The following is a 17,490-nucleotide window of genomic DNA, read 5'->3' as shown; positions in this document are numbered from 1 at the left end:
CCCAACCCACGTGACCTTTGGTAGGGGTCACCACTAGGAGAGGAGGCGCCATGCCAACTATTACTCTTCCCGACGGCAGTCAACGTTCATTCGATCATTCGGTTTCCGTAGCCGAGGTCGCCGCATCCATTGGTGCTGGCCTGGCCAAGGCCACCGTGGCCGGCAAGGTCGACGGCAAGCTCGTCGATGCCAGCGACTTGATCACCGGCGATGCCAGCCTGCAAATCATCACGCCCAAGGATCAAGAGGGGCTGGAGATCATTCGCCACTCTTGCGCGCACTTGATTGGCCACGCGGTCAAGCAACTGTATCCAACCGCGAAAATGGTGATCGGCCCGGTCATCGACGAAGGCTTCTATTACGACATCGCCTATGAGCGTCCTTTTACTCCGGACGACCTGGCTGCGATCGAACAGCGCATGCACCAGCTGATCGAAAAAGATTACGACGTGATCAAGAAGGTCACGCCGCGCGCCGAAGTGATCGACGTGTTCACCGCCCGTGGCGAGGACTACAAGCTGCGCCTGGTGGAAGACATGCCGGAAGAGCAGGCCATGGGCCTGTACTACCACGAAGAATACGTCGACATGTGCCGTGGCCCACACGTGCCGAACACACGTTTCCTCAAGTCGTTCAAGCTGACCAAGCTGTCCGGCGCCTACTGGCGTGGCGACGCGAAGAACGAGCAACTGCAGCGGATCTACGGCACCGCCTGGGCTGACAAGAAGCAGCTGGCGGCCTACATCCAGCGCATCGAAGAAGCCGAGAAACGCGACCACCGCAAGATCGGCAAGCGCCTGAACCTGTTCCACCTCCAGGAAGAAGCGCCGGGCATGGTGTTCTGGCACCCGAACGGCTGGACCCTGTACCAGGTGCTTGAGCAGTACATGCGCAAAGTACAGCGCGACAACGGCTATCTGGAGATCAAGACGCCCCAGGTTGTTGACCGTAGCCTCTGGGAAAAATCCGGGCACTGGGCCAACTACGCCGACAACATGTTCACGACTCAGTCGGAAAACCGCGACTACGCTATCAAGCCAATGAACTGCCCGTGCCACGTGCAGGTGTTCAACCAAGGCCTGAAAAGCTACCGCGAGTTGCCGATGCGCCTGGCCGAGTTCGGTGCCTGCCACCGTAACGAGCCATCGGGTGCACTGCACGGCATCATGCGCGTGCGTGGTTTCACCCAGGACGACGCCCACATCTTCTGCACCGAAGAGCAGATGCAGGCCGAATCTGCCGCGTTTATCAAGCTGACCATGGACGTTTATCGCGATTTCGGCTTTACCGAAGTCGAGATGAAGCTGTCCACTCGTCCGGAAAAACGCGTTGGTTCCGATGAACTGTGGGATCGCGCCGAAGCTGCACTGGCCGCTGCGCTCGACAGCGCGGGCCTTGCGTATGATCTGCAGCCGGGCGAAGGCGCGTTCTACGGTCCGAAGATCGAGTTCTCGCTGAAAGATTGCCTTGGCCGCGTCTGGCAGTGTGGTACCCTGCAGCTCGATTTTAACCTGCCGATCCGTCTGGGCGCCGAATACGTGTCCGAAGACAACAGCCGTAAACACCCGGTTATGCTGCACCGGGCGATCCTCGGTTCGTTCGAACGGTTCGTCGGGATCCTGATCGAGCACTACGAGGGTGCATTCCCTGCGTGGCTGGCTCCGACCCAGGCAGTGATCATGAATATCACTGACAAACAGGCAGATTTTGCCGCCGAAGTTGAAAAAACTCTCAACGAAAGCGGGTTTCGTGCCAAGTCCGACTTGAGAAATGAAAAGATCGGCTTTAAAATCCGCGAGCATACTTTGCTCAAGGTTCCCTATCTTTTGGTTATCGGAGATCGGGAAGTCGAGATGCAGACTGTCGCTGTGCGTACTCGTGAAGGTGCTGACCTGGGCTCGATGCCCGTCGCCCAGTTCGCTGAGTTCCTCGCGCAAGCGGTTTCCCGGCGTGGTCGCCCAGATTCGGAGTAATTATTATTAAGCGTGAAATGAGACAAGATAAACGAGCTGCACCGAAAGCCCCGATCAACGAGAATATCTCGGCACGCGAGGTTCGGTTAATTGGCGCTGACGGCGAGCAGATTGGCATCGTCTCGATTGATGAAGCGCTTCGTATCGCTGAAGAGTCCAAATTGGACCTGGTGGAAATCTCCGCCGACGCAGTCCCGCCTGTTTGCCGGGTGATGGACTACGGCAAGTCGATCTTCGAAAAGAAGAAGCAGATTGCTGCGGCGAAGAAGAACCAGAAGCAGATTCAAGTAAAAGAAATCAAGTTTCGTCCAGGGACGGAGGAAGGGGATTACCAGGTAAAACTGCGCAACCTGGTACGTTTCCTGAGTGATGGGGACAGGGCCAAGGTATCCTTGCGATTCCGCGGCCGTGAGATGGCCCACCAGGAGCTGGGCATGGAACTCCTCAAGCGGGTTGAAGCTGACCTGTTGGAGTACGGTTCCGTTGAACAGCATCCTAAGATGGAAGGACGCCAGCTGATCATGGTCATCGCCCCGAAAAAGAAGAAGTAATCAACAGGGCACGGCAGGCCTTCTGATTATGTTTATCAACTGAATGCGGAGTATCCGAACATGCCAAAGATGAAGACTAAAAGTGGTGCTGCTAAGCGGTTTCTGAAAACTGCTAACGGTATCAAGCACAAGCACGCTTTCAAGAGCCACATCCTGACCAAAATGTCGACCAAGCGTAAGCGTCAACTGCGCGGTAGCAGCTTGCTGCATCCGTCTGACGTGGCAAAAGTCGAGCGCATGCTGCGCCTTCGTTAATTTTTGGATCAAGAATAGAGGAAGTAACTCATGGCTCGTGTAAAGCGTGGCGTCATTGCCCGTAAACGTCACAAAAAAATTCTGAAACTTGCTAAAGGCTACTACGGCGCGCGTTCACGCGTATTCCGTGTTGCCAAGCAAGCGGTAATCAAGGCAGGCCAATACGCCTACCGCGACCGTCGTCAGAAAAAACGTCAGTTCCGCGCTCTGTGGATCGCTCGTATCAACGCTGGTGCACGTGTTAACGGTCTGTCCTACAGCCGTTTCATCGCTGGCCTGAAAAAAGCTTCCATCGAGATCGACCGTAAGGTTCTGGCCGAACTGGCAGTGAACGAAAAAGCGGTGTTTGCTGCGATTGTCGAGAAAGCTAAAGCCACTCTGGCTTAAGTACCCCCGACAATCACCCTGGGTTACGTCTGTAGCCCAAGGTGGTAAACGTCTTAAATAGGGGAAGAGCCTTCAAGCTCTTCCCCTATTTTGTATCTGGAGTCTGTACATGGAAAACCTGGACGCGCTCGTCGCCCAAGCCCTTGAGGCTGTGCAAAGCGCTGAAGATGTAAATGCCCTGGAGCAAATCCGGGTTCACTACCTTGGCAAGAAAGGTGAATTGACTCAGGTGATGAAGACCCTGGGGAATTTGCCGGCTGAAGAGCGTCCGCAAGTCGGTGCGCTGATCAACGTCGCCAAGGAGCGTGTCACAGAGGTACTCAATGCGCGCAAGGCGACCATGGAGGAGGCCGATCTCGCGGCCAAACTCGCCGCCGAGTCCATTGATGTAACCTTGCCTGGTCGCGGCCAGGCCTCGGGCGGTCTGCACCCGATCACCCGGACTCTGGAACGTATCGAGCAGTTCTTCACCCACATTGGCTACGGCATTGCCGAAGGCCCCGAGGTCGAAGACGATTATCACAACTTCGAGGCGCTCAACATCCCAGGCCATCACCCGGCCCGGTCGATGCACGACACCTTCTATTTCAACGCGAACATGCTGTTGCGCACCCATACCTCTCCGGTACAGGTCCGCACCATGGAAGCGAACAAGCCGCCGATCCGCATTGTCTGCCCAGGCCGTGTGTACCGTAGCGACTCCGATATCACCCACTCGCCGATGTTCCACCAGGTCGAAGGCCTGCTGGTTGATCGCGACATCAACTTCGCCGACCTCAAAGGCACCATCGAAGAATTCCTGCGGGTATTCTTCGAGAAGGAGTTGGCGGTGCGGTTCCGCCCATCGTTCTTCCCGTTCACCGAGCCATCCGCTGAAGTCGACATGGAATGCGTGATGTGCAGCGGCAAAGGCTGTCGCGTCTGCAAGCAGACCGGCTGGCTGGAAGTGATGGGCTGCGGCATGGTTCACCCTAACGTGCTGCGTATGTCCGGCATCGATCCGGAAGAGTTCTCGGGCTTTGCCTTCGGCATGGGCGTTGAACGTCTGGCCATGCTGCGTTACGGCGTGAACGACTTGCGTCTGTTCTTCGACAACGACTTGCGGTTCCTCGCGCAATTTCGCTAGTCGTAACGAATCTTTAGGAGAGCAGGATGAAATTCAGTGAACAATGGCTGCGTGGCTGGGTAAGCCCGCAGGTAGATCGCGACGCGTTGGTTGCGCGTCTGTCGATGGCCGGTCTTGAGGTCGATAGCGTTACGCCGGCCGCCGGTGTTTTCAGCGGTGTGGTCGTGGGCGAGGTGCTAAGCACCGAACAACACCCCGATGCCGACAAATTGCGTGTGTGCCAGGTCAGCAATGGCGCGGAAACCTTCCAGGTCGTGTGCGGAGCGCCAAACGTGCGCCCGGGCCTGAAGATCCCGTTTGCCATGATCGGTGCCGAGTTGCCGGGCGACTTCAAGATCAAGAAGGCCAAGCTGCGTGGCGTTGAGTCCAACGGCATGCTGTGCTCCCAGGCCGAGCTGCAAGTCGGTGAGGGCAACGATGGCTTGATGGAGCTGCCGGCCGACGCGCCTGTGGGCCAGGACATCCGCGTTTACCTGGAACTGGAAGATGCCAGCATCGAGGTCGATCTCACCCCGAACCGTGGCGACTGCCTGTCGTTGGCTGGTTTGGCTCGTGAAGTCGGCGCGTTGTACAACGCTCCGGTCACCCGTCCTGTGGTTGCTGCCGTGCCTGCGGTACACGACGAAGTGCGCCCGATCGACGTGTTGGCGCCAAACGCCTGCCCGCGTTATCTGGGTCGTGTGATCCGCAACGTCGACCTGTCCAAGCCAACCCCGCTGTGGATGGTTGAGCGTCTGCGTCGCGCCGACGTGCGCAGCATCGACGCTGCCGTTGACATCACCAACTACGTGATGCTGGAGCTGGGTCAACCGCTGCACGCGTTCGACCTCGCCGAAATCAACGGCGGCATTCGTGTACGTATGGCCGAAGAAGGCGAGAAGCTGGTACTGCTCGACGGTCAGGAAGTCAGCCTGCGTGACGACACCCTGGTCATCGCCGACCACTCCCGCGCCCTGGCGATTGCCGGCGTGATGGGTGGCGAGCACAGCGGTGTGTCCGCTACTACCCGTGACGTGTTCCTTGAGAGTGCGTTCTTCGACCAGATCGCCATCGCCGGCAAGGCCCGTTCCTACGGCCTGCACACCGATGCTTCGCACCGCTACGAGCGTGGCGTGGACTGGAACCTCGCCCGTGAAGCCATGGAGCGCGCCACTGGCCTGCTGCTGGAAATCACCGGTGGCGAAGCCGGCCCGATCACCGAAACCGTCAACGAACAGTTCCTGCCGTCCGTTGCACCGATCACTCTGCGCGCCAAGAGTGTCGAGCAGATGCTTGGCCTAGTCATCGAGCCCGCTGAAATCGAGCAACTGTTGTCGGCCCTCGGTCTGGCTATTTCCTCGAGTGGGGAAGGGCAGTGGCACGTTGAAGTACCAAGCCATCGCTTCGATATCAGCCTGGAGGTCGACCTCATCGAAGAGCTGGCCCGCCTCTACGGCTACAACCGCCTGCCGGTCCGTTATCCGCAAGCGCGCCTGGCGCCACAACCAAAGGCCGAGGCGCGTGCGCACCTGCCTGAGCTGCGTCGCCTGCTGGTTGCCCGTGGTTATCAGGAAGCGGTGACCTACAGCTTCATCGATCCTAAGCAGTTCGAGCTGTTCAACCCAGGCGTCGAGCCACTGTTGCTGGCCAACCCGATCTCCAACGACATGGCAGCCATGCGTTCGTCGCTGTGGCCAGGCTTGGTGAAAGCCCTTTCCCATAACCTGAACCGTCAGCAAGATCGGGTGCGCATGTTCGAAAGTGGCCTGCGTTTCGTAGGACAGTTGGACGGCCTGAAACAAGAACCGATGTTGGCTGGCGTGGTCTGCGGTAGCCGTCTGCCGGAAGGCTGGGCGCAGGGCCGCGATGCCGTGGACTTCTTCGACGTCAAGGCTGACGTGGAAGCGGTGCTGGGTTTTGCCGGTGCGCTGGATGCATTCACCTTCCTGCCGGGCAGCCATCCAGCGTTGCACCCGGGCCAGACTGCGCGCATCGAGCGTGAAGGCCGCCTGGTGGGCTTCGTCGGCGCCATTCACCCTGAACTGTCGAAAACCCTCGGTCTCGACCGTCCGGTCTTCGTATTTGAACTGGTTTTGGCTGAAGTGGCTTCGGGCAAAATGCCTAAATTCAGCGAGCTGTCGCGCTTCCCTGAAGTGCGCCGTGACCTGGCCTTGATTGCCGACCGTGAAGTGGCCGCCACTGCCGTTCTGGATGTAATCCGTGAAAATGCAGGGGAATGGCTGACAGACCTCAGGCTATTTGACGTCTATCAGGGTAAAGGTATTGATCCGCATAGAAAAAGCCTTGCAGTTGGCTTGACCTGGCAGCATCCATCGCGCACTCTTAATGACGATGAGGTGAATACCACGACACAAAATATCCTCACCTCGCTCGAACAAAGGTTGAACGCCACGTTAAGGAAGTGACGTATGGGGGCTTTGACGAAAGCTGAGATGGCGGAACGTCTGTACGAAGAGTTGGGTCTGAACAAGCGCGAGGCCAAGGAATTGGTCGAGCTGTTTTTTGAAGAGATCAGACACGCTCTGGAAGACAACGAACAGGTCAAATTGTCCGGTTTCGGCAATTTTGACCTGCGGGACAAACGCCAACGGCCTGGCCGCAATCCAAAAACGGGAGAAGAAATCCCGATCACGGCTCGCCGTGTGGTCACCTTTCGTCCAGGGCAGAAGTTGAAGGCCCGAGTTGAGGCTTATGCTGGAACCAAGTCATAACGACGAGCTACCCGTCATCCCAGGCAAACGCTACTTCACCATTGGTGAAGTCAGCGAGCTCTGTGCGGTAAAACCGCACGTGCTGCGCTATTGGGAGCAGGAGTTTCCTCAACTCAACCCCGTCAAACGCACCGGGAACCGTCGGTATTATCAGCGCCAGGATGTGCTGATGATCCGACAGATCCGCGCGTTGCTGTACGACCAGGGGTTCACCATCAGCGGCGCGCGCCAGCGTATGTCCGGTGATGAAGCCAAAGACGACACCACCCAATACAAACAAATGATCCGCCAGATGATCGCAGAACTTGAAGATGTGCTGGTGGTGCTGAAGAAGTGATTCAAGCTTTTAAAATACTTCCACATTTCAAAAGCTTGCGGTATATTCCGGATCGCTTCGTCAAGAAGCAAACCCAGTAACACGCCTAGTCGGGGCGTAGCGCAGTCCGGTAGCGCACTAGCATGGGGTGCTAGGGGTCGAGTGTTCGAATCACTCCGTCCCGACCATATAATTCAAAGGGGTCGCGAGATTTTATCTCGCGGCCCTTTTTTATTTCTCTTCGTTTTTACCCCTACAAAACAACTGGCTCTGGGTGGAATCCTCAGCTGATACAAACGCCAGAGTTTGTCCCGGAAGGCACAAGCAGCACGTCAATGCGTCCAGTCAGACCTTCAGGCCGAACGCACGTTTACGCAGAGCTGTCCGTTCTTGATCAGTTAATCGGTGCTCTGAAATCGCCAACAAGACCCTTCCTTGGACTGATAGGGCTACCCGGGTAACAACAACGTCTGTTGAGCCGGTTGGAGAGGACGTGCTCAAAGCCAGGCGTGCTTCAGACGTGCGCCGAAAACTAATTGGAAGGCTGATAGATGAGTGGCCTGTTCAGGTCGGGCCTGACGCCCATGCATCGCTTCACGCACATCTGGCCCAGCAGATCAGCGACTACGAAATTGCTGACCTAGTGGAAGGCGTGTCTTGGCTAAAGCACCGAGAGGACATTGTGCTAACCCCTCGATTCCAGTTAGGGGTGATTGAGGACGACAGGCAGAAGTTGACCTATTACAAATTGAGGATCGAGGAGCAGGGCAGTGAGACAACAGCTTAGCCAAGCCATCTACAAAGAGTTGATGTCGGGGAAGGTGATCAACAAAGACACCTACGAGAATGGTGAAATAAAACCCAACCCGCTCTTCGAAGAGATGCTCAATAACTACGATCAGAGCTACAAGCCCTTGTACTTGAACATCGGGTTTGAGTTGGTGATGCGGAATGGCTTTATCTACATCCGTTCAGTCGAGCGCGATGAGGAGTACAGCGAGGTGGTCAGGAAAATACAGGTTCTGCTGCTGATCCTTGCTCGCGGACTGCATGAACAGGGGTACCAGCTTGATATTCTGCGCGACGGGGAAGCTGGTGTGTCTGATGGGATCATGGAGGAGATCGGGAAGGGAGAAGACAAACAAGATGTCATGTCTGCCAGCAACATGAAAGGGGAGGCTCTTGCATCTGCAGTTAGGAAAAATCTCGAGCAGCGTGGGATCGCCTACAGGAATGCAAAAGGCAATCTGGTACTGACTCATGCTGGATTAGCGTTCTTTGACGACGTGTTTAAGTACAGTAATGCTGAACCAGGTGCAGTTATGGGCGCAGTACCAGCAGCTTGCATGGAAGAAGAAAGCATGACTCGATTTGTATCGGATCGCGACAACGTCGATCTAGCCCTGCAGATGACTTGGAGCAGGCTCAAGGATTTCCAGCGTGCGACAGTCGAGCGTATTGCCGAACAGTTCAAAGACCCGCAGCACAGCCGTCGGGTGCTGGTTGCCGACGAAGTCGGGTTAGGAAAGACCGTCGTAGCGAAAGGACTGATCGTGTCGATGCTGCGCGACTGGCATCGACGCGAACCGCTGCGTGTCACCTATATCTGTTCCAACTTGAGTCTGGCCGCTGAGAACCTGGCCAAGCTTGCCGTGTTTCCAGCAGGCAGCGGCTGGATTCGACAGCCGTCTTACGCACGCCTCGCACAAGTCGCGGTGTGCCAGCCCGAGCAGCACGGTGCATTGCTGGAAATTTGCACCCTGACGCCAGCCACATCGTTTTCGCTGACCCAGGGAACAGGAAACCGGCAGGAGAGGGGCATTATCCTTGCGGCGTTGCTTCAGCACCCGCAGCTTCGAGGTTTTCGCCACAGTTTGACGGCGCTGTTCCAGGACCGAGTGCAATGTGCTGACAGCTGGCAGGCGGAGCGGGATCAGATAGAACAGCAAGGACTGGTGAAGGAGATCGTTGCCAGCTTTCACGCAGCGATCACTTTCGTGTCGAACGACGCGACGCCCTCATTGCTGGAACGACTGCGCAGCACTGCCTGTCTGCGTGCGGAACGTCACCGTGGCGTCAAACGCGAGCTGATGCGCGATTTGCGCGTGACGTTCGCCCGATGCTGCGCTACGCATCTCCGGGCGGATCTGTTCATTCTCGACGAGTTTCAGCGCTTCGAAAGCCTGCTCGATCTGCAGGAAAACGAACAGTCCCTGATCGCGCGGGAGATATTCAGTCGCGAGCGCGAGAGCAATGTCTTGATGCTCTCGGCCACTCCGTTCAAAGCCATGAGCACCGTGGATGACGATGAGAACGATGACGGCCATCTGGAGAAACTCAAGCAGATCCTCGCGTTTTTGAATCTGTCGCCACTCGATGCTTACGAACCTGCACGCAAGAAACTGCAGGCTGCGCTGCTGTGTCTGCGACGCGACTGCATCGATGGCGAAGCGCTGGACGATGCGCCTCGCCGAGAAGTGGAGCGATTGCTTCGCCCACTGATTTGCCGCACGGAGCGAAGCCAGATCGCTCGGGATGTGGACAGCCTGGTCGACGGGATACCCCCGCAAGACTTGCCACAATTGCGCGCCGATGATATCCGCACTTATATCGAGCTGGACCGGCTGGCGCTCGTTCTGGAAGCTGACAGCTCACTGCGCGTCTCCAGTCAGATCATGAGTTTTTTCAAGTCGGCAGCCTGGCCGCTGTCGTTCAGTACCGGTTACAAAGTGCAAGAAGTGCTGCAACGCCGCTTCGAGCGATCTCCGGCGCTGTTCAAGCAGTTGACCGCCAACAAAAACCTCTGGTTATCGCGCGAGCGGATCCGCAAGTTCACGCTGGATGTCGCCCGCGAGGCACCCAATCCGCAGGTTCGCTGGTTAGCCAGTCACTTGTTTGGAGACGGGCGTAAAGCCGGTCCGGAAATGCTGCTTTGGCTACCGCCTAGTTGGCCGCACTATAGACTCAGAGGCTTTTTTGCCGGTCACGAGCAACTCAGCAAGACGTTACTGTTTTCCTCCTGGACGATGGTGCCGAGGATGGTGGGCGGGCTGATGAGCTACGAGGCGGAACGGCGAGTCCAGCAGCATCTCACGGACAAATCGGAGTACTTCAACAAGCGCCGTGCCGGTGTCAGCGAAGACGACCAGAACCGTCATCTGCAACAACGTCGCGCGGTGATCAAACTCGACAGCGGGGACGTTGCCAACTGGTCGCTGATTTATCCTGCCCGCTGCCTGACTGACATTCCGATAGCACGTACTTCAGTCCCACTGGAGAGCCGCCTTGACGAACTCATCCGGCACTTCACAAGGAGTCTAGCGTCATTGCGCGTCCGCAATCAGGGCGCTCAGAACAGCCACTACTGGTATCTGTTTGCCCCGATGCTGCTGGATAAGGCGCACGAGGGATGGACCGCCACATGGTTCGAAGCCATGTCGGACGTCGGCAATCTCTCCGACGGAGCGCGGTTGCGCGTTCGCGAAATATCCCGTCGTTTCAACCAACTGGATGAACTGGGCGCAATGCCTGAAGACCTTCCTCAGTACCTTGCCAGGCTGGCTGTGGGATCGCCGGCGGTGAGCGCCTACCGCGTGCTGCGGCAGCTGTATCCCGGTCCTTGCCTGATAGGAGCCGCCAGTCGGGTCGCTCTGGGATTTGTCAGTCTATTCAACAGCGTCACGGGCAGTGCGATCGCCCGGCGGCTCGACCCGCTGCATCCTTGGCGAGGCATCGTGAGGTACTGCGCCGATGGCGGCATTCAGGCGATGCTTGAGGAGTACTGTTACCTACTTGCACCCGACAAGTTGCTGGATGATGTGGTGACTACGCTCGAAAGCGTTCTTCGCACGACACCGTCGAATGTGAAAGTCTGGAAGGTTGACAGGGAAAAAGACGACACTCACCTGAGATGTCATTATGCCGTGCAACTGGGCGCTCAGAAAACCACGGATGAAGCGGGCCAGACACGAATCATCAATATACGTGAAAGCTTCAATTCGCCGTTTCGGCCGTTCGTTCTCGCATCAACTTCCATTGGTCAGGAAGGCCTGGATTTTCATTGGTACTGCAGCGAAGTCGTGCATTGGAATTTGCCGAATAACCCGATAGATCTGGAACAGCGGGAAGGGCGGGTCAATCGCTACCAGTCGCTGGTGGTCCGGCGTCGAGTGGTGCAAGCGGTGGCGGAGTACGACAGCGCGCCCGAAAACTGGAAGGCGTTGTTTACATCTGTCGAAAGCCCCACCTGGGGAACTGATCTGGTGCCCTATTGGCATTATCCCGAAGGTGACGCGAAGATCCGCCGCTTGATTCCGAGACTTGCCTTCAGCGAAGAAGCACGCCGCTATCCGAACATGCAAAAAGTCCTATCGCTTTACCGTCTAGCATTCGGTCAACCAGGGCAAAGCGAGCTGCTAGAGCACTTGAAGAACTTGAATCTGGATGACGAAGCGCTTGAGCACATAAAAAGTCAGTTGTTGATCCGGTTAGCGCCCGTTCTGTACCGGAGGGAGCGGTCACGTACTTGATGCCTGGGCTGTGGCAGGAGGGATTGGGCGTGCCGCGAAACACTGATACAAACACTAGTTCCCTGCGCAGAACATCGACAAAAACAGCCCGACCGGAGGATTGTTGCTTCACGTAACGGCGGCGAAGTTCGCCGACCTTTTGGCGCTGTACCGGCTAGAGAATATTTTCGGTGGAGCCGGGCTGCCGATGGCACGCTCTACACTGGCACAGTGAGTTGGACAACGGTTCCACTTCTCACGGGGTCGTCAATCGCTGATGACGACGCAACACTAAAGACGCCAACTTAAGACGGCGGTAAATAACTATTCGCGGTATATGCAGGAAACGACAACACCGACTCGGTCGGTGTGTGCTCGTAGGTTGCGGACAAGACTTCACTGAGACGATCGCCCAACAGATTCCAGGCACGTTTCTTCTCTTCGGCATAGTCGTGATGCAGGTAGTGTCGTCTCACCCGCGAACCGGCCAGTACATGGTTTTGGCAGCGGTCGATGACGTCCAGGCTGACCCCCAAGGCCTGCATCATGGTCGCGCCCGTGCGGCGCAGGTCATGCGGCGTCCAGTCGCCGTTTTGGCCGTCGGCCAGGACCAGGGTATCGTCGTGACGCCGTCGTGAGAGGGCCTTGCGGTTTTTGAACCGGGCCTGGCGATCGCCGACCTGTTTACTCGCCACCTTTACGTCCACATGCCCATCATCCTGCTTGTTCGGAAAGCACCACTGGGAGTCCCCCGTCAGGGTCTTGAGCTCCTGAAAGAAATGCAGGGCGAAGGGCGAGAGGAAGACATGGTGGTCCTGTTTCTTGCCCCGGGTGCCTTTGACATTTTCGCTGGGGAGGAACCAGGTCTGCTGGTCCAGATCGACATTCTTCCATTCGGCCTGTAGCAACTCGCCAATCCGGCACAGCGTGCCCAGGCTGATCCACAGCGCGAGCTGCGTTTCCTTTTTTAGCGGTCGAATGCCGTCGTATTTTTGGCCCGCGGGGAGGGCGTTGTAATCGGCAGTCATTTGCTGGAAGCGGTTGTGCAGTTCCAACAGCTCAGCGGGGGAAAGGATGCGGCTTCTTTCCGCTTCGTAGTCGGCAGGGATCAAGGGGGAGATGTCGACCAGTTCCGTCGGATTCCCCTCAACCAGCAACGCCCGCCAAGGTTGGCGCTTTCTCGCCTAGCTGAACATCTGGGTGAGGTCGGCGAAGAAGCTGATGGCTTGCCGGTGAGCGCCGCGGTTGACCACTGCTCGGATCAGCGCCCGAACATCGTGTTCGGAAACATTGTTCACTGCTGTCCTGCCGAGTACTGGCAAAAGGTCCTTGTTAAAGCGTCGTTGCAACTCGGCATTGCCGTCTTTACGCGCGACGCCATCCAACAGCCAGGCCTTGGCCAGATCCTGGACGGTCAGCGTTAGCACCTTCGACGTTTTTACTTGTTCGGCCTCGACGTTAGCCGCGGTATAGGCCTGTGCCTTGGCGGTTTTCTTGTGCTCGTTGGGATTGATCTGCTCATCAATGAGCGCACGGGCCTAGTTACGGGCCTTGCGGATGTCGGTCAGGGATTTGCGCGGCCAGGTGCCGCAGGCGTACTCTTTGTTCTGCTCGCCCCAGCGATAGCGATAGAAAAAGCTGACCGACACGCCGTCCTTACGCAGGGAGATTCGGCCGGCGAGATTGCCATCATCCCGGAGGATGCGGCCGGCATCTTCAGCGGTCAGCGACTCGAGTTCTTTGATGGTGATTTTGGCCATAAAATGGGCTCCCCCTACTTTTACCCCCACAAAACCGTCGGCTCTTGATGGACGTGACTGGACTCTCGTGGAGCAGAACACCGCTGAAGCTCAAGTAAATACTAGCTTAGAAAAATCCAAAGTAAAATTTTGGAGTCTTTCAAGAAGTATGAAAAAGGAGATGGGGTGCTAGGGGTCGAGTGTTCGAATCACTCCGTCCCGACCATATATTTCAATGACTTAGCCCAACCCGAAAAGGTTGGGCTTTTTCATGCCCGAAAAAAAACCACATTTACCCCTGCAGAGTTTTCGACCATTTCGTGATGCCGCCTCGTTGTAAGCGCGCGGGATATTTAGCACTGACAAGAATGCTTCTTGATAGCGAGTTTGGCAGGGCCTTTGGTGTTAAGCGTCTCCCTCGCACTATCACGGAATACCTTGTTACAACCATTCGCCCCTGGGCATAGTCGGTATAGAACTTCGGCCTTTTGTTCTCCTCCAAATTCCAGGCGTGTTTTAAACCGTGAGCGCCTGACAACCCACAGAGGTTCACACAATGAAAATGACACTACCCGCCCTGGTTTTGGGCGCCTTCATTTCGCAAGGAGCGATGGCCGCCGGAGATGGCACAGCCGCTCTTGGAGGCGGCGTTGGTGGTGCACTTGGCAACATCGTAGGGCAACAGCTCGGTGGCTCAACGGGCGCAGCGGTAGGCGCAGGCGTTGGTGGTGCCGCCGGCAGTGCTGTCGGCGCTCAACGAGGCAACAGAGCTGAAGCTGCGCTAGGTGGCGGTATTGGCTCAGCCGGCGGCTCGCTCATTGGTAATCGCCTCGGAGGCACAACTGGGTCGACTATCGGCGCCGGTGTAGGGGGTGCAGCAGGCGGAGCGCTGGGGAATAACCTGGCAGATGATGAGAGCAGTCATCGATCAGATGGTAAGAAGCACAAAAGCAACAACAAGCATAAACACAAGAACAAGCATCGTTAGCCCCTGACGTTGTTACATTGAAGCCCGGCCCAGCGCCGGGCTTCTTTGTATCTGCCATTTGTAGAGCTATCAACATGGGGCCCCACTACGTCAATAGTGGGTGCCGTTTCTGGCTTTCGCAGCCTTATGCGAGCATGCCCTCAACATCGCCAGGGTGGCATGAGGAACAATACTGTCCAGAGTTCTCGAGGTGTCAGACAGGTTGTAAACCCTGTTGTCATCACCCATAACCTTATCGGACAGGCGTTCCGCGTGATCGTGCCGCCGCTGGGCAACGAGTTCAACGTGATGCTCAAGAACACCACCCTGGTCAGCGGAATCGGCTTGCAGGAATTACTGCTCAGCACGCAGATGGTCACCTCGGCCACGTTCCGCGTGTTCGAGCTGTACCTGGTGGTGGCGATCTACTTCCTGATGCTCACCATGCTCTGGGGCTTCTTCCAGCGCTGGCTGGAGGCGCGTTTCGGCCAGTCCGACCGGCCTTCCGCGCCGCCACCGGCGTCCAGCCGCATGTTCGGGCGTAGCACCTTGAAACTGCTGAGGGGACGATAACCATGGCGCACCACAGTGAAGAACTGATCATCGAAGCGCTGGATATCCACAAGTCGTTCGGTACGCTGCAGATCCTCAAGGGGATTTCCCTGCAAGTACGGCGCGGTGAAGTGGTGGTGCTGATCGGCGCCTCGGGTTCGGGCAAGACCACCTTTATCCGCTGCATCAACCTGCTGGAAGACATCCAGGGCGGGCGCATCCGCGTCAACGGCCGCGCCATGGGCTATCGCGAGCGCGGCGACGGCAGCCTGGTGCGCGACTCGGAGCGCAACATTGCCCGCCAGCACCGCGACATCGGCATGGTGTTCCAGCGCTTCAACCTGTTCCCGCATATGACCGCGCTGGAAAACATCATCGAAGCGCCGATCCAGGTACTCGGCACGCCACGCGCCGAAGCCTTGGAACAGGCCCGTGGATTACTGGCGCGGGTCGGTCTGGCGGACAAAGCCAACCACTACCCATCGATGCTCTCTGGCGGCCAGCAGCAGCGGGAGGCCATCGCCCGTGCCCTGGCGATGAAACCCCAGGCCATGCTGTTCGACGAACCCACCAGTGCCCTCGACCCGGAAACCGTCGGCGAAGTGCTGCAGGTGATGAAGGCGCTGGCCGAGGAGGGCATGACCATGGTGGTGGTCACCCACGAAATGGGCTTCGCCCGTGAAGTGGCCGACCGCGTGGTGGTGCTCGACCAGGGCGAACTCATCGAACAAGGGCCGCCGGAGCAGATTTTCAGCCGCGTGTTATGACCTTTTGGAGGAGCCTCTGCCATGTTTGAATTTTCTGCTCATGAGTACCCTTATCCCTCGCAGCGCCAGAGCGTGTTTGCCCAGCGTGGCATGGTCGCGGCGTCACAGCCCCTGGCCGCCCAGGCCGGTATCGAGGTCATGCAGAAGGGCGGTAACGCCATCGACGCTGCCATTGCCACAGCGGCCGCTTTGACGGTGGTGGAACCCACCGGCTGCGGCCTCGGCGGCGATGCGTTTGCCCTGGTCTGGTGCAAGGGCCAGTTGCACGGTTTGAATGGTAACGGCCATGCGCCGGCTGCCTTGAGTGTCGAGGCGGTCAAGGCCGCCGGGCATGACCAAATGCCGCTGTATGGCTGGACGCCGGTCACGGTGCCGGGTTGCCCGTCGGCTTGGGCCGAGCTGTCCCAGCGTTTCGGCAAATTGCCGTTTGCCCAGTTGCTGCAACCGGCCATCCGCCTGGCGCGCGACGGTTTCCCGCTGTCGCCAGTGGTTGCCCATCAATGGCAGCTCACCCTGGAAGAGTTCACGCCCCATCGCGACGTTGCGCTGGATGCTTGGTTCGACACCTTCCTGATAGACGGCCGCGCGCCACGGGCCGGGGAGATGTTTCGCAACCCGGCCCAGGCTCGTACCCTCGAAGAACTGGCGAACACCCGTTGCGAAAGCCTGTATCGCGGTGCCCTGGCCGAACGTTTGGACGCGCATTCCAAGGCCAGCGGCGGCTATCTGCGCGCCAGTGATCTCAAGGATTACCGCGCCGAGTGGGTGGAGCCGATCCACGTCAGCTACCGGGGCGTGGACGTGTGGGAAATCCCACCCAGCGGCCAGGGTTTGGTGGCGTTGATGGCGCTGAAAATCCTCGAAGGCTTCAGCTTCGATCACCGCGACAGCCAGCAGACCTGGCACCGCCAATTGGAGGCGATGAAACTCGCCTACAGCGACGGCCTGCACTACATCACCGACCCGCTGCACATGCGCGTAGCCGTCGCTGACCTGCTCAGCGATGACTACAGCCGCCGTCGCCGTGGACAAATCGGCGAGCAGGCCCAGGCGCCCAAACCCGGCGACCCTCACGCCAGCGGCACGGTGTACCTGGCCACGGCCGACGCCGAAGGCAATATGGTTTCGTTTATCCAGAGCAACTACCACGGTTTCGGCTCCGGCGTGGTGCTGCCCGACAGCGGCATCGCCCTGCAAAACCGTGGGCAGGAGTTCAGCCTTGACCCGACGCACGCCAACTGCCTGGCACCGGGCAAGAAAACCTTCCACACCATCATCCCCGGCTTTCTCACCAAGGGCGGCCAGGCCCTCGGCCCGTTCGGCGTGATGGGCGGCTACATGCAGCCCCAGGGTCACGTGCAGATGGTGATGAATCTGGTGGATTTCGGCCTCAACCCGCAAGCGGCGCTGGATGCGCCACGCTGGCAATGGCTGGGTGACATGAAGGTCGGCATCGAACAGGGCGCGTCCCGCGACTTGGCCAACGCCTTGGCACGGCGCGGACATCAGGTGCAGATCGCCAGCGACCTCACTGACTACGGGCGCGGGCAGATCATCCTGCGCGACCCGGTCAGTGGTGTATTGTGCGGCGGCACCGAGCCGAGGGCGGATTCAACGATCGCAGTGTGGTAAGCAAAA

General features: G+C 57.9%; 13 protein-coding genes, 1 tRNA gene and 2 pseudogenes. 15 read left to right on the top strand and 1 reads right to left on the bottom strand.

Translation table 11 applies throughout. The features are described 5' to 3' along the window. The first annotated feature begins 50 nt into the window (after window positions 1–50). The 11 genes from thrS to WH299_RS29740 all read left to right on the top strand — a co-directional run bounded on the left by thrS (window position 51) and on the right by WH299_RS29740 (window position 12,062). The gene (gene thrS, locus WH299_RS23155) at window positions 51–1,973 is read left to right on the top strand and encodes a threonine--tRNA ligase (protein ID WP_122726039.1); all 1,923 of its coding nucleotides are present in this window, start codon (window positions 51–53) and stop codon (window positions 1,971–1,973) included. Beyond that, window positions 1,973–2,524, top strand: a complete 552-nt coding sequence (gene infC, locus WH299_RS23150) for a translation initiation factor IF-3 (protein ID WP_169850653.1) — start codon at window positions 1,973–1,975, stop codon at window positions 2,522–2,524. Before thrS ends, infC begins: the two co-directional genes overlap by 1 nt. Window positions 2,525–2,584: 60 nt before the next feature. After that, window positions 2,585–2,779, top strand: a complete 195-nt coding sequence (rpmI, locus tag WH299_RS23145) for a 50S ribosomal protein L35 (RefSeq protein ID WP_002553160.1) — start codon at window positions 2,585–2,587, stop codon at window positions 2,777–2,779. A gap of 30 nt (window positions 2,780–2,809) precedes the next feature. Continuing rightward, the gene (rplT, locus tag WH299_RS23140; protein ID WP_003174975.1) at window positions 2,810–3,166 is read left to right on the top strand and encodes a 50S ribosomal protein L20; all 357 of its coding nucleotides are present in this window, start codon (window positions 2,810–2,812) and stop codon (window positions 3,164–3,166) included. A gap of 109 nt (window positions 3,167–3,275) precedes the next feature. Next, window positions 3,276–4,292 (top strand): phenylalanine--tRNA ligase subunit alpha, encoded by a 1,017-nt coding sequence (gene pheS, locus WH299_RS23135; RefSeq protein WP_010209123.1) that lies wholly within the window; start codon window positions 3,276–3,278, stop codon window positions 4,290–4,292. A 26-nt stretch (window positions 4,293–4,318) separates the two neighbouring features. Continuing rightward, the gene (gene pheT / locus WH299_RS23130) at window positions 4,319–6,697 is read left to right on the top strand and encodes a phenylalanine--tRNA ligase subunit beta (RefSeq protein WP_339551401.1); all 2,379 of its coding nucleotides are present in this window, start codon (window positions 4,319–4,321) and stop codon (window positions 6,695–6,697) included. A 3-nt stretch (window positions 6,698–6,700) separates the two neighbouring features. After that, window positions 6,701–7,003, top strand: coding sequence for an integration host factor subunit alpha (ihfA, locus tag WH299_RS23125; protein WP_002553164.1), 303 nt, complete (start codon window positions 6,701–6,703; stop codon window positions 7,001–7,003). Then, window positions 6,984–7,340, top strand: coding sequence for a MerR family transcriptional regulator (locus WH299_RS23120; RefSeq protein WP_010209127.1), 357 nt, complete (start codon window positions 6,984–6,986; stop codon window positions 7,338–7,340). Before ihfA ends, WH299_RS23120 begins: the two co-directional genes overlap by 20 nt. Before the next feature lie 90 nt (window positions 7,341–7,430). Continuing rightward, window positions 7,431–7,507, top strand: a tRNA-Pro gene (locus WH299_RS23115). Window positions 7,508–8,089: 582 nt separating this feature from the next. Next, window positions 8,090–11,848, top strand: a complete 3,759-nt coding sequence (locus WH299_RS23110; protein ID WP_339551399.1) for a condensin complex protein MksE — start codon at window positions 8,090–8,092, stop codon at window positions 11,846–11,848. Window positions 11,849–11,948: 100 nt separating this feature from the next. Continuing rightward, the gene (locus WH299_RS29740; protein WP_445262718.1) at window positions 11,949–12,062 is read left to right on the top strand and encodes a hypothetical protein; all 114 of its coding nucleotides are present in this window, start codon (window positions 11,949–11,951) and stop codon (window positions 12,060–12,062) included. A 70-nt stretch (window positions 12,063–12,132) separates the two neighbouring features. Here WH299_RS29740 and WH299_RS23100 read toward each other — a convergent pair. After that, a pseudogene (locus WH299_RS23100) lies at window positions 12,133–13,587 on the bottom strand (tyrosine-type recombinase/integrase). Between the two features lie 535 nt (window positions 13,588–14,122). Between WH299_RS23100 and WH299_RS23095 the strand changes: the two are divergent. From WH299_RS23095 to WH299_RS23080, 4 genes and pseudogenes are all read left to right on the top strand, one after another. After that, window positions 14,123–14,554: a hypothetical protein gene (locus WH299_RS23095; RefSeq protein WP_122726043.1), complete on the top strand. Its 432-nt coding sequence runs from the start codon at window positions 14,123–14,125 to the stop codon at window positions 14,552–14,554. 231 nt (window positions 14,555–14,785) lie between these two features. Next, window positions 14,786–15,106 (top strand): annotated as a pseudogene (locus tag WH299_RS23090) (amino acid ABC transporter permease); the annotation flags it as partial. Window positions 15,107–15,108: 2 nt separating this feature from the next. Continuing rightward, entirely contained in the window at window positions 15,109–15,852 is a 744-nt protein-coding gene (locus WH299_RS23085; RefSeq protein WP_339551398.1) for an amino acid ABC transporter ATP-binding protein, read from the top strand. Window positions 15,853–15,873: 21 nt separating this feature from the next. After that, a complete protein-coding gene (locus tag WH299_RS23080; RefSeq protein WP_339551397.1) occupies window positions 15,874–17,484 on the top strand; it encodes a gamma-glutamyltransferase family protein in 1,611 nt (536 codons plus the stop codon). Window positions 17,485–17,490: the final 6 nt, after the last annotated feature.

Origin of the sequence: Pseudomonas sp. MYb541 (genome assembly GCF_037479595.1) — a bacterium.
GTDB classification, from domain to species: Bacteria; Pseudomonadota; Gammaproteobacteria; order Pseudomonadales; family Pseudomonadaceae; genus Aquipseudomonas; species Aquipseudomonas canadensis.
This window is presented reverse-complemented; position numbering and strand designations above follow the sequence as displayed.

What these genes read in the sequence shown, in the direction of transcription:
- thrS (WP_122726039.1), top strand. Translation starts at nt 51, where the DNA reads ATGCCAACTATTACTCTTCCCGACGGCAGTCAACGTTCATTCGATCAT.
- rpmI (WP_002553160.1), top strand. Translation starts at nt 2,585, where the DNA reads ATGCCAAAGATGAAGACTAAAAGTGGTGCTGCTAAGCGGTTTCTGAAA.
- rplT (WP_003174975.1), top strand. Translation starts at nt 2,810, where the DNA reads ATGGCTCGTGTAAAGCGTGGCGTCATTGCCCGTAAACGTCACAAAAAA.
- pheS (WP_010209123.1), top strand. Translation starts at nt 3,276, where the DNA reads ATGGAAAACCTGGACGCGCTCGTCGCCCAAGCCCTTGAGGCTGTGCAA.
- pheT (WP_339551401.1), top strand. Translation starts at nt 4,319, where the DNA reads ATGAAATTCAGTGAACAATGGCTGCGTGGCTGGGTAAGCCCGCAGGTA.
- ihfA (WP_002553164.1), top strand. Translation starts at nt 6,701, where the DNA reads ATGGGGGCTTTGACGAAAGCTGAGATGGCGGAACGTCTGTACGAAGAG.
- WH299_RS23120 (WP_010209127.1), top strand. Translation starts at nt 6,984, where the DNA reads ATGCTGGAACCAAGTCATAACGACGAGCTACCCGTCATCCCAGGCAAA.
- WH299_RS23095 (WP_122726043.1), top strand. Translation starts at nt 14,123, where the DNA reads ATGAAAATGACACTACCCGCCCTGGTTTTGGGCGCCTTCATTTCGCAA.
- WH299_RS23085 (WP_339551398.1), top strand. Translation starts at nt 15,109, where the DNA reads ATGGCGCACCACAGTGAAGAACTGATCATCGAAGCGCTGGATATCCAC.
- WH299_RS23080 (WP_339551397.1), top strand. Translation starts at nt 15,874, where the DNA reads ATGTTTGAATTTTCTGCTCATGAGTACCCTTATCCCTCGCAGCGCCAG.